The sequence below is a fragment of the Streptomyces melanosporofaciens genome (assembly GCF_900105695.1).
Lineage (GTDB): Bacteria > Actinomycetota > Actinomycetes > Streptomycetales > Streptomycetaceae > Streptomyces > Streptomyces antimycoticus.
Genome location: NZ_FNST01000002.1, coordinates 8,067,652 through 8,080,574, shown reverse-complemented (window position 1 = coordinate 8,080,574; position 12,923 = coordinate 8,067,652). Strand labels below are relative to the sequence as shown.

At 71.8% G+C, this 12,923-nt stretch carries 2 protein-coding genes and 3 pseudogenes; all 5 read right to left on the bottom strand.

The annotated features are described in order from the left end of the window. Nucleotides 1-10 precede the first annotated feature (10 nt). Nucleotides 11-1,204 (bottom strand): annotated as a pseudogene (locus BLV72_RS52200) (type I polyketide synthase); the annotation flags it as partial. A gap of 51 nt (nucleotides 1,205-1,255) precedes the next feature. After that, nucleotides 1,256-3,595 (bottom strand): annotated as a pseudogene (locus BLV72_RS52195) (polyketide synthase dehydratase domain-containing protein); the annotation flags it as partial. Between the two features lie 213 nt (nucleotides 3,596-3,808). Next, nucleotides 3,809-6,336, bottom strand: a pseudogene (locus tag BLV72_RS52190) (type I polyketide synthase); the annotation flags it as partial. 67 nt (nucleotides 6,337-6,403) lie between these two features. Next, nucleotides 6,404-11,569 carry a type I polyketide synthase gene (locus BLV72_RS50510; RefSeq protein WP_425288554.1) on the bottom strand — a complete coding sequence of 1,722 codons (5,166 nt, stop codon included), beginning with the start codon at nucleotides 11,567-11,569 and terminating at the stop codon, nucleotides 6,404-6,406. A gap of 87 nt (nucleotides 11,570-11,656) precedes the next feature. Beyond that, nucleotides 11,657-12,859 carry a cytochrome P450 gene (locus tag BLV72_RS36895; protein WP_093467847.1) on the bottom strand — a complete coding sequence of 401 codons (1,203 nt, stop codon included), beginning with the start codon at nucleotides 12,857-12,859 and terminating at the stop codon, nucleotides 11,657-11,659. Nucleotides 12,860-12,923 lie beyond the last annotated feature (64 nt).

The following is a 12,923-nucleotide window of genomic DNA, read 5'->3' as shown; positions in this document are numbered from 1 at the left end:
GTCATGTCGGTCATCCTTCGGAGGTGTGCGGGTCGGCCGTGCCGAGCGCGAGGGACATCAGCTCCTCCACGTCGAGGCCGTCGATGTCCACGTCGGTCAGCGCCCCGTCGCGCCGGTGTTCCGTGCCGGCCTCCTCCGAAGCCGCCCCGGCCTCGGGAAACAGCTCGGTGGCCAGCTTCCGGGCCAGTGCCTGAGGGCTGGGGTGGCTGAACACCGTCGTGGCGGGCAGCCGGAGCCCCGTCGCCGAGTTGAGGCGGTTGCGCAGTTCGACCGCGCTGAGCGAGTCGAAGCCGATCTCGCTGAACGCCCGCGGCGGTTCCACCCGGTCGGCGGCGAGCCCGAGGACAGCGGCCGTATGCGCGCACACCAGGTCGGTGAGCACCCGCACCCGCTCGGCGGCGGGAACACCGGCCAGCAGCTCGGCGGTCGAGGTCTCGGCGACCGGCGTCGCGGCGACCACCCGGCGGACCCGACGGCGCACCAGGTTGCGCCACAGCGGTGGCAGCTCCGTCTCGCCGGACGGATCGACGTCGATGGGCAGCAACAGCGCCTCGTCACGGGAGAGCGCCTGGTCGAACAGGTCCAGCGCGGTCGCCGCGGGCAGCGCGCGGACACCGGAGCGGGCGATCCGCGCCCGGCCGGTTTCACCGAGCGTGGCGGTCAGCTCGCTGGTGTCCGCCCAGAGTCCCCAGGCCAGCGACTGCGCGGGCAGGCCCTCGGCGGCTCTGCGTTCGGCCAGTGAGTCGAGGAACGCGTTGGCGGCGGCGTAGTTCGCCTGTCCGGCGTTGCCGGTGACACCCGCGGCCGAGGAGAACAGCACAAAGCCGGCGAGGTCGTCGGAGCGGGTCAGCTCGTCGAGTACCGCGGCGCCGTCGACCTTGGGGCGGAAGACCGTATCGACATCCGCCCGGCCGAGCGAGCCGACCAGGCCGTCGCTGAGGGCACCGGCGGCGTGCACGACCGCGGTGAGCGGGCGCTGCGGCGGTATCGCGGCCAGGACATCGCGCACGGCGGCCCGGTCGGCGAGATCGCAGGCGGCGAAGGTCACCGAGGACGCGCCGAGGGCGGTGAGTTCCGCCTCCAGCCCGGCCGCCGTGTCCGCGTCCTTCCCCCGGCGGCTGAGCAGCAGCAGGTGCCGGGCACCGCGCTCGGCGACCAGATGCCGGGCGAGCGTGCCGCCCAGTGTGCCGCTCGCGCCGGTGAGCAGCACTGTCCCCGCCGGATCCCACGGCCGGGGCACGGTCAGTACGACCTTGCCGACGTGGCGCGCCCGGCTGATGTAGCGGAACGCCTCCGCGGCACGGCGGACGTCCCATGCCCGGACCGGCAGCGGCGTGAGGGCGCCCCGCTCGATCAGGGCGGCCAGCTCGCCCAGCATGGTCCGGATGCGGTCGGGACCGGCGTCGAGCAGATCGAACGCCCGGTAGCGCGCGGCGGAGTGACGCAGGCCGATCTCGGCGGCGTCCCGGATATCGGTCTTGCCCATCTCCAGGAACCGACCTCCCTCAGCGGTCAGCCGCAAGGAGGCGTCGATGAATTCGCCTGCCAGCGAGTTCAGTACGACGTCGATCCCGTGCCCGCCGAGCGCCGGGCGGAAGTCGTCCTCGAACCGTGTGGTCCGCGAGGACGCCAGGTGGGAGGGGCCGACTCCGCAGGCCCGCACATCGCGCCACTTCGTGGGGTGGGCGGTGGCGAACACCTCGGCCCCCAGGTGCCGTGCGATCTGCACCGCGGCCATGCCGACACCGCCGGCCGCCGCGTGGATCAGCACCCGGTCTCCGGGCCGGACACCCCCGAGGTCGGTCAGTCCGTAGTAGGCGGTGAGGAAGGCGACGGGCGCCGCCGCTCCCTGGGCGAACGTCCAGCCTGCGGGCAACCGCGCCAGCGTGCGGTGGTCGGCCACCGCGACCGGCCCGGCGTAGGCGCCGGTGACCAGGCCCATCACCCGGTCGCCTACCGAGAATCCGGTGACACCCGAGCCGATCTCGGTGATCACGCCTGCCGCCTCACCTCCTTCGGGCCGGTCCCCGCCGGGCACCATGCCGAGTGCGACGAGGACTTCCCGGAAGTTCACGCCCATCGCGCGCACGGACAGGCGGACCTCGCCCTCCGCCAGCGGGGCCAGCACACCTGGGGCGGGCACGATGCCCAGGCCGTCCAGGTTGTCCGCGGAGTTCAGGTCCACGCTCCACGCCTCGGTGTCCGGCGGCGGGACGAGGGCGGGCAGAGTGTCGTCGTCCGTGAGGCGGGGGGCGAGCAACCGGTCGCCCCGCACGGCGACGACCGGTTCGTCGCCGACGAGGGCGGCGGGCGGCAGCTGCGGTGGATCGGCGTCGGGATCGAGGTCGATGACCAGGAAACGGCCCGGGTGCTCGCTCTGCGCCGAACGAACGAACCCGGCGGCGGCCGCCGCGGCCGGGTCGGGCGCGCGGCGCTGGCCGACCGGGAACGCCCCCACCGTCACCACCGCGAGCGTCATGGCGGCGAACCTGTCGTCGGACAGCCACGCCTGGACGGCGGCCCTGGCACGCTCGGTCAACTCGTACGCGGCGGCCGTCGTGTCGCCGGGTCGCGGTACAAGACTCAGCAGGGCGATGCCGGGCGCGGGCTCGGTGCCCATGGTGGCGGCCGGCGCCTCCATACCGGCATACCGGTCGGCGTCCAGTCCGTCGAAGAGAGCCGGGTCGGACTCCGGGCCGTCTGAGAGGACGGCCGCCCTCGGCGGGGGTGACGTGGCCGCGGGGGTCTCCACCCAGTCGACGCGCAGCAGCTTCGCGGTCCGCCCACGGTGCGTGGACGCCGGCCTGCCCCCGGAGACCATCCTGGTGACGACCTCGCCGATGGTCAGGACCGGGACGTTCGCGGAGTCGGCGGCCAGGATCGACACGCTGTCGGCGCCCCGCGGTTCCATCCGTACGCGCAGCGTGCGGGCGCCGGACGCGGACACCGAGATGTCCGACCAGGTGAACGGCAGAAACGTCCGGCCCTCGGCCAGGCTTCCGTGTGCCATCACCTGCAGCGCCGAGTCCAGCAGGACCGGGTGGAGCACGAAATCTTCGGGAGAGGCCGCTTCCGGCAGGGCGATCTCGGCGTAGCGCACGTCCCCATCGCGCCATACCCGCCGCACACCCTGGAACGCCGGCCCGTACACGAGCCCGTCCTGCGCGAGGGCGGCGTAGAAGTGGCCGAGGTCGGCCTCGACTGCGCCCGCGGGTGGCCACGCCTCCCACCGCGGCCCTCCGGCGGCGGGCTCGCGGGCCACGGTCGCGGTCGCGTGCAGCACCCAGCCGGTCGTGGTGCCCGCCGCGCGCGAGTGCACCGTCACCTCACGCCGCCCCTCGCGGTCACCCCCCACCGCCACCTGGACATCGACCCGCTCATGGCCGTCGAACACCAGCGGTGTGTGCAGGGTCAGTTCCTCGACTCGTCCGCAGCCGGTCTCGTCCGCCGCCCTGAGCACCATCTCCACGAAACCCGCGCCGGGGAACATCACCGAGCCCAGTACGGCGTGGTCGACCAGCCAGGGGTGGGAGTCGATGGACAACGAGCCGGTCAGCATGGCGCCGCCGGTCTCGGCGACCTCCAGGACGGCACCGAGTAGGCCGTGCCCGGCGCCCGTCAGGCCGACCGCGGACACGTCGCCGCCGTGTCCGGCGTCGGTGAGCCAGTAGCGCTCGCGCTGGAAGGCGTAGGTGGGCAGGTCGACGAAGACGGGAGGGCGGTCTGCCCACAACGGGCTGAAGTCGACCGCCGCGCCGGCCGCGAACACCGCCGAGGCCGAACGCAGAAACTGGTCCATGCCGCCGGAGCCGCGGCGCAGCGTGCCCACCGTTGCCGCGGGAACGTCCATCTCGGCGAGGGTGTCCTGCACCCCGGGCATCACCACGGGATGGCTGCTGACCTCCACGAAGACGTCGAAGCCCTCGTCGGCGAAGCCGCGTACGGCGGAGTCGAGGCGGACCGGGCGGCGCAGATTGCGCAGCCAGTACTCGGCGTCCAGCGCGGTCCCGGACTCGAACCGCCCGGTCACGGTGGAGAAGAACGGCACCTCGGCCTGTCCGGGGGTCACGGTCTTCAGCGCGCGCAGCAGATCGTCGGCGAGCGGGTCGACCTGTGCGGTGTGGGAGGCGTAGTCCACCTCGATCCGCCGGGCCCGCACGCCTTCTCGTTCGCAGTGGGACATCAGGTCGTCGAGATCCTCGGGCATGCCGGACACGACCACCGACTGCGGGCCGTTGACCGCAGCGATCTCCAGCTCTGTGGACCGGGAGGCGACCAGGTCGGTCGCTTCCGCCAAGCCGAGCGGGACCGACACCATCCCGCCGCGCCCGGCGAGTTTCTCCGCGATCAACCTCGACCGCACGCACACCACGCGCGCCGCGTCCTCCAACGACAAGGCACCCGCCACACACGCAGCCGCGATCTCCCCTGCGAATGACCCACCACGGCCGCAGGCTCCACCCCGAACGACCGCCACAGCTTCGCCAACGACACCATGACCGCGAACAACACGGGCTGCACGACCTCAACCCGCCCCAGCGCCCCCTCGTCATCAAGCACCTCGGCCAGGGACCACTCCACCAACCCCCCAAACGCCCCCGCACACTCCTCCATCGCCGCGGCGAACACCGGCGAGGAGTCCAGCAATTCCACCGCCATCCCCACCCACTGCGGCCCCTGCCCCGGAAACACGAAGACGACGTCATGTGCGGACACACGCGCGGTGTCCGTGACGACGGCGCCGCTGGGCTGCCCGTCAGCCAGGGCGCGCAGGGCGGTGCGTGCCTCGGCGCCGGTGCCCGCGACCACGACCGCGCGAGAGCGGAGAGCCGCCCTGGTGGTGCACAGCGCACGGGCGAGGTCGGTCAGGTCGTGGCGGTCGACGGCGTCGAGCACTCCTTCCGCCTGGGCCCGTAGCGCGGCCGGGGTGCTCGCCGAGAGCACCAGCGGCAGCACCGTGTCCGTGGCCTCGGGCGGCGCAACGGGTTCTTGCGCGAACTCCTCGATGATCAGGTGTGCGTTCGTGCCGGACGCGCCGAAGGAGGAGACGGCGGCGCGGCGGGGACGGTCCACCCCCGGCCACGGACGAGCCTCGGTCAATACCCGGACCGAACCCCACTCGACCTTCGACGACGGCGCGTCCACATGCAACGACCGCGGCAGCACGCCATGCCGCAACGCCATCACCATCTTGATCACACCAGCCACACCCGCCGCCGCCTGCGTATGACCGATATTCGACTTCACCGACCCCAACCACAACGGCCCACCGCCCGAACGGCTGCCATACGTCCGCACCAACGCACCCGCCTCGATCGGATCCCCCAACACCGTCCCCGTCCCATGCCCCTCCACCACATCCACATCCCCCACCGACAACCCACCCGACGCCAACGCCCCCCGAATCACCCGCTCCTGCGCAGGACCCGACGGCGCCGTCAACCCATTCGACGCCCCGTCCTGATTCACCGCAGAACCCCGCACCACCGCCAACACCCGACGCCCAGAAGCCACCGCATCCGACAACCGCTGCACCACCACCAACCCCGCACCCTCGGACCAGCCGGTGCCATCCGCGGCCTCCGCGAACGACTTGCACCGACCGTCCACCGCCAGCCCCCGCTGCCGCGAGAACTCCACGAAGGCGGCGGGCGTGAACATCTGTGTCGCTCCGCCCACGAGTGCGAGGTCGCATTCGCCCTTGCGCAGCGAGTCGCCCGCCAGGTGCAACGCCACCAGCGAGGACGAGCAGGTGGTGTCGAGTGTCATGGCGGGCCCTTCCAGACCCAGGCTGTAGGCGATCCGTCCGGAGGCGACGCCACCGGAGTTGCCGGTGCCGAGATAGCCCTCCAGCTCCTCGGGCGGGCTGGTCAGGCGGTCGGCGTAGTTGTGGTACATGACCCCGGTGAACACACCGGTCCGGCTGCCACGCAGCGAGTCCGGGGCGATACCCGACCGCTCCAGCGCCTCCCACGCCAGTTCCAGCAGCACCCGGTGTTGCGGGTCGGTGGCCAGCGCCTCCCTGGGCGACATGCCGAAGTGCTCGGCGTCGAACCAGACGCCATCGGTGAGGAAGCCGCCGCGTGCCACATAGGACTTGCCACGGCTGGCGGGGTCATCGTCCAAGAGCCCGTCCAGGGCCCAGCCCCGGTCGGTCGGCAGCGAGGTGATGGCGTCGCGTTCGTCGATGACGAGCTGCCACAGCTGCTCGGGGGAGCTGATTCCGCCGGGATAGCGGCACGACATGCCCACGATCGCGAGGGGTTCACGGGCGGCCGACTCGCGCTCCTGCAGACGCTGCCGGGTCTCGTGCAGCTCGGCCGTGACCCAGCGCAGGTGGTTGAGCAGTTCTTCCTCGTTCGGCATGACACGGGGCCTGTCTGTGAGAGTGGCAGGAAGGGCTCTACTTCATGCCGAGTTCGTTGTGGATGAAGTCGAGGAGTTCGCCGGCGCTCGCCGTCCGCAGCTCCGCGGCGGGCTGCCGGGCCGGTGCGCTGTGCGCCTGCAGCCGGGTCAGGCGGTCGGCCAGGACGGTGCGCAGCGCCGTGTCGGTCGACGGCGCGGCGAGTGCCGCCTCGAGCTGGTCGAGAGCGGCCAGCAGCGCCTGCTCGGTGCCGGTCTCCGAGGCCAGTTCCCCGGCCGTCTTCCCGAGTTCCTCGGCCATCTTCCCGGCGAGGGCGTCGGGGCTGGGGAAGTCGAAGGTCGTGGCCGGTGGCAGCCGCAGACCGGTGACCGTGTTGAGCCGGTTGCGCAGATCCACGGCGGTGAGCGAGTCGAATCCGGCGTTGAGGAACGGCCGTTGGGGGTCGATCTCATCACGCCGGGCGAATCCGAGAACGGCCGCTGCCTGCTCGCGCACCAGCCTCAGCAGTTCCCGTTTGCGCTCGGCCGGACTCAAAGCGCCCATCCGCGCGACGAAGTCCGGCTCGGCGACCGCGACCGCGGCGGTCGGTCGCACGGGGCCATGGGCGACCGGTGCCCTGCGCGCGGGCACCGTCACCGGGTCGGTACCGGCCAGCGCACGGTCGAAGAGCGCAAGGCCCTCGGCCGTGGACAGGGCGCCGATCGCGCCCTGGGGGCGGGTGCCCTTGACCGGGGCGGTCAGCGTTGTCGCCTGCTCCCACAGGCCCCAGGCGAGGGAGTGCCCGGCGAGGCCGGCCGCGCGCCGCTGGGTGGCGAGCGCGTCGAGGAAGGTATTGGCCGCCGCGTAGTTCGCCTGCCCCGGAGAGCCGAGAGTCCCGGCCGCCGAGGAGAACAGCACGAACAGCGCAAGGTCCATGCCCTCGGTCAGCCGGTGCAGGTTCAACGCCCCGTCGATCTTCGGTGCGGCGACGGTGTGCAGCCTTTCCGAGGTCATCGAGGTGACGATTCCGTCGTCGAGTACGGCCGCGGCGTGCACGACACCGGCGAGCGGGAACGCGTCGATGCCGTCGAGCAGCGCCCGGACCTGATCCCGGTCGGCGATGTCGCAGGCCACCACGTCGGCCGTCGCACCCAGTGCACCGAGTTCGGCGACCAGCTCGGCCACACCGTCGGCCCGTGGTCCGGAGCGGCTGACGAGGACCAGGTGGCGGACCCCGTGCTCCCCGGCCAGATGCCGCGCCACAAGGGCGCCCAGTCCACTGGTGCCACCGGTGACAAGGACTGCCGAGTCGGCCGGGATCCGCGGGATGTCACCGTCGCTCCGGGCGGGCACGAGCCGGGGGGCCAGGACCGCGCCGCGGCGCAGGGCGAGCTGCGGCTCACCGGTCGCAAGGGCGGCGGGCAACGCGTCGGCGGACTCGTCGTCGATGTCGACGACGACCAGCCGCCCGGGGTGTTCGGTCTGCGCCGAGCGCACCAGGCCCCACACCGGTGTCTGCTGGAGAGCGGACAGTGCGTCGTCGGGACCGGTCGACACGGCGCCACGTGTCACCACGACGAGACGGGAGTCCGGACGGCCCTCGTTCAGCAACCACCCCTGGACGGCCTCCAGTGCCCGGCCCGCCACCTCGACCGGTGCGTCCATGGCCTCGCACTCGTACATCACGACGGGGCCCGGGTCCTCGGCCGACGGGCTGTCCACGGGTGTCCAGTCGAGGCGGAACAGCAGGCCGCCCAGCGACGGATCGGGCTCGTCGGTGCGGAGCGGACGGGAGCGCAGACGGTCCACGGTGACCACCGGTGCGTTCGCCGGATCCGTGGCCAGCAGCGAGATGTCACCGGACGGCGACGCGGCCACGCGCACCCGCAGTGACCGGGCCCCCGAGGCGTGTACCCGAACGCCCGACCAGGCGAAGGGAAGGGAGGTACGGCCGGACTCCGACGCCCCGAAGGCCATCACCTGCAGCGTGGCGTCGAGCAGCGCGGGGTGCAGCACGAACGCGGTCGCCGGCACCTCGTCCGGCAGCGCCACCTCGGCGTAGAAGGCGTCCGCGGACCGCCACATGGCCCGCACGCCCCGGAAGGCGGGGCCGTATCCCAGGCCATTGCCCGCCAGTGTCTCGTAGAACCCCTCGATATCCACCGTTTCCGCCGGCTCGGGCGGCCAGCTCCCCCAGACCTGGGCCTCCTGCGCGCGGTCGGTCATGAACGCGCTCGCGTGGTACGTCCAGTCCGGGTCCGCCGTACGGGAGTGGACCTGGACATGGCCGTCGGTGGTGACCGACACCTGCACATCGACCCGCTCGCCCGCCGGGATCACCAGCGGTGCGTGGATGGTGAGCTCCTCGACGACCGGGCGGTGGACCTCGTCGCCCGCCCGGACGGCCAGTTCGACGAAGGCGGAACCGGGCAGGATCACCGAGCCGCGCACCGTGTGGTCGGCCAGCCATGGATGCGTCAGGAGCGAGAGCGCCCCGGACAGCACGATCTCGCCGGAACCCGCCATGTCCGCCTTCGCCCCGAGCAGTCCGTGGTCCACCGCGGCCAGGCCGACCGTGGACAGGTCACCGCCGGCGGAGCTTCCGTCCAGCCAGAACCGTTCGTTGGCGAACGGGTACGTGGGAAGTTCCACTTGGCGTACGCCGGTGGGGAACACCGGGTTCCAGTCCACCTCGACTCCGCAAACGTGGGCTTGGGCCAACGCCCGCAGGAGCTGCGCCTGCCCACCGGACCGCCTGCGCAACGTGCCCACCACGGCGATCTCGGTGTCCAGGGCGGTGGCGGTCTGCTCGACGGCCGTGGTCAGCACCGGGTGCGGACTCAGCTCGACGAACGCCCGGAAGCCGTCGGCCAGCAGCGCCGACACCGCTCCGGCGAAGTCCACCGGCTCCCGCAGATTGGCGAACCAGTACTCCGCGTCCATGGTCGATCCGTCGACCGGGCCACCGGTCACCGAGCTGTAGACCGGGACCGCGCCCGTGGCCGGCGCGATCGGAGCCAGTGCCTTCAGCACGTCCTCGCACAGGTCCTGGACCATCGGGGAGTGGGAGGCGTAGTCCACCGCGATCCGGCGAGCCCGCGGCTCCCGCTCCACCAAAGCCGCCACCGCATCGGACGTACCCGAGACCACCACCGACTCAGGACCGTTCACCGCCGCCACCACGAGCCCCTCACCAAAAGGCGCGACCAGCTCCTCGACCTCGGCCATCGGCAACGGGACCGACACCATCCCGCCACGCCCGGCAAGCCCCTCCGCGATCAACCTCGACCGCACACACACCACCCGCGCCGCATCCTCCAACGACAACACACCCGCCACACACGCCGCCGCGATCTCCCCCTGCGAATGACCCACCACCGCCGCAGGCACCACCCCAAAAGACCGCCACAACCGCGCCAACGACACCATCACCGCGAACAACACGGGCTGCACGACCTCAACCCGCCCCAGCGCCACCTCATCCCCCAACACCTCAACCAACGACCACTCCACCAACCCCTCAAACGCCCCCGCACACTCCTCCATCGCCGCAGCGAACACCGGCGAAGAATCCAGCAACTCCACCGCCATCCCCACCCACTGCGACCCCTGCCCCGGAAACACGAAGACGGGTCCGCCCTCGGAGACGACCTTCCCGGTGACCACCTCGTTGTGCGGCTCATTGGCGGCGCAGGCGTCGAGCAGTCCGGCCAGTTCCGGGCGGCGTGTGGCGAGCACCACCGCGCGGTGCGCGAACGCGGTCCGTGTGGTGGCGAGCGAGTGGGCGGTGTCCGCGAGGGCAATGTCGGAATGGCGTTCGAGGTGTCCGCGCAGCCGCCGTGCCTGCTCCCGGACTCCGGCGTCGTTGCGAGCGGAGAGGGGATACGGCAGCACATTGGCGTCGACCGGGGCCTCCCGAACCGGTTCCTCCGCTGCCTCCTCCAGGACGAGGTGCGCGTTCGTCCCCGACACTCCGAAGGAGGAGACGGCGGCGCGGCGGGGGCGGTCCACCCCCGGCCACGGACGAGCCTCGGTCAATACCCGGACCGAACCCCACTCGACCTTCGACGACGGCGCGTCCACATGCAACGACCGCGGCAGCACCCCATGCCGCAACGCCATCACCATCTTGATCACACCAGCCACACCCGCCGCCGCCTGCGTATGACCGATATTCGACTTCACCGACCCCAACCACAACGGCCCACCGCCCGAACGGCTGCCATACGTCCGCACCAACGCACCCGCCTCGATCGGATCCCCCAACACCGTCCCCGTCCCATGCCCCTCCACCACATCCACATCCCCCACCGACAACCCACCCGACGCCAACGCCCCCCGAATCACCCGCTCCTGCGCAGGACCCGACGGCGCCGTCAACCCATTCGACGCCCCGTCCTGATTCACCGCAGAACCCCGCACCACCGCCAACACCCGACGCCCAGAAGCCACCGCATCCGACAACCGCTGCACCACCACCAACCCCGCACCCTCGGCGAAGCCAGTACCGTCCGCGGCCTCCGCGAACGACTTGCACCGACCGTCCACCGCCAGCCCCCGCTGCCGCGAGAACTCCACGAACAGCGCGGGAAGCGCCTGCACCGCGACGCCACCGGCCAGGGCGAGATCGCACTCGCCGCGCCGCAGTGACTCGCAGGCCAGATGCAGCGCCACCAGCGAGGACGAGCAGGCGGTGTCGATGGTGAGCGCCGGACCGCCGAGACCCAGCGTGTAGGCGATACGCCCCGATATCACGCTGGACACGTTGCCGATCATCACCTCCGACGTGTCGTCGGCAAGCGTGTCGTACCCCTGGTAGGAGGCGCCGACGAATACGCCTGTCGACCCGCCGTGCAGCGTCTCCGGGAGTATTCCGGCGTTTTCCAGCGACTCCCAGGCCACCTCCAGCGCGAGGCGCTGCTGCGGGTCCATCCCCCGTGCCTCACGCGGGGACACCCCGAAGAACGCCGGGTCGAAATCGCCCGCGTCGTCGAGGAAGGCCCCGCGCTCGGTCAGGCTGTCGCCGGGGGCGAGCCGCCATCCGCGGTCGCCGGGGAAGTCCGAGGTGGCGTCCACACCGTCGGCCACCAGGTCCCACAGATCCTCGGGAGTGCGCACCCCGCCGGGATACCGGCAGGCCATGCCCACGATGGCGACCGGTTCCGGTACCGCGGACTCCAGCTCGCGCACCCGGGTGCGCAAGGTGTGCAGCTCAGAGGTCGCCAGCCGCAGATAGTCGCGAAGCTTGTCGTGGTCAGCCATCCGCCCGAGTCCTTGGTCGCGTCTGCCGTGTTGGTTGCCGTGGTCGCGGGGTCACCAGGTGACCGGCAGCGCGCTGACGCCGTTCACGAGCCGTTCGGTCCGCCACGGCACCTCGTCGGCGGGGACGGCCAGGCGCAGGCCGGGGAACCGGCGCACCAGGGCGGTGAGGACCATGTGCAGTTCCGCCCTGGCCAGTTGGTGGCCCAGACAGTGGTGTGCGCCGTGGCCGAAGGCGATGTGGGCGCGCGCGTCGCGGTCGAAGTCGATCTCGTCGGGGCGCTCGAACACGCTGGCGTCCCGGTTGCCCGCGGCCATATGGACGACCACCACGTCGCCCGCCCGGACGAGGGTGCCGCCGAGCTCGACGTCCTCGATGGCCATCCGGGGGAAGTTGCCCGCCGCGGCGAGCGGGGTGTACCGCAGCAGCTCCTCGACGGCCTGGGGCACCAGGCTCGGGTCGTCGACCAGCCGCTGCCACCGTTCGGGGCGGCTCAGCAGCAAATAGAGGAAGTTGCCGACCTGGTTGGCCGTGGTCTCGTGCCCGGCGAGCAGCAGGGTCATGCCGAACACCACGAGTTCCTGCTCGCTGAGGCGCTCGTCCTGGTCCCTGGCCAGAACCAGCGCGCTCAGCAGGTCGTCGGCGGGCTCGGCGCGGCGCTGGGCGATCAGCTCGGCGAGGTAGGCGATGAGACCGTCCCTGGCTTTGACGATCAGTTCGAGGTCTTCGGAGGCCACCGACATGATGTCGTCGGTCCACTGGGCGAACCTCTCGTGGTCGGCGATCGGCACACCGAGCAGATGGCAGATCACCCGCACCGGCAGCGGCCAGGTCAGCGCCCGGGCCAGGTCCGGCGTGGTGCCGTCCGCCTCGATCCGGTCGAGCAGATCGTTGATGATCTCGTCGATCGCCGGGCGCAGCCGCTCGACCTGGCGCATGGTGAACGCCTGCGCCACCAGCCTGCGCAGCCGGGTGTGGTCGGGAGGGTCCATGGAGAGGATGGACATGTCGGTCTCGATCGCGGGCGTACTGCGCGCGACGTCCTTCCCCAGGGTGGCCGTGCGGCTGAACCGGGGGTCGGAGAGCACGACCTTGATGTCGTCGTAGCGGGTGACCAGCCAGCCCGGGCCGCCGTAGGGCATCTGCACCCTGGTCAGGGTCCCGGCACGGCGGGCCTCTTCGTACGCGGGGTCCTCGTCGAGTCCGTGTTGTGGGCCGAACGGGTAGGCGCGGATCTGATTGTCGACAGCGGTCATCGCGGGAGTCTCCTTGGGATGGCGCGTGAGCGAGGTGAGGGGCCTGAGCGAGCGACGCGGGCCT

Coding starts and splice junctions, on each gene's coding strand:
- BLV72_RS36895 (WP_093467847.1), bottom strand. CDS start 12,859: ATGACCGCTGTCGACAATCAGATCCGCGCCTACCCGTTCGGCCCACAA.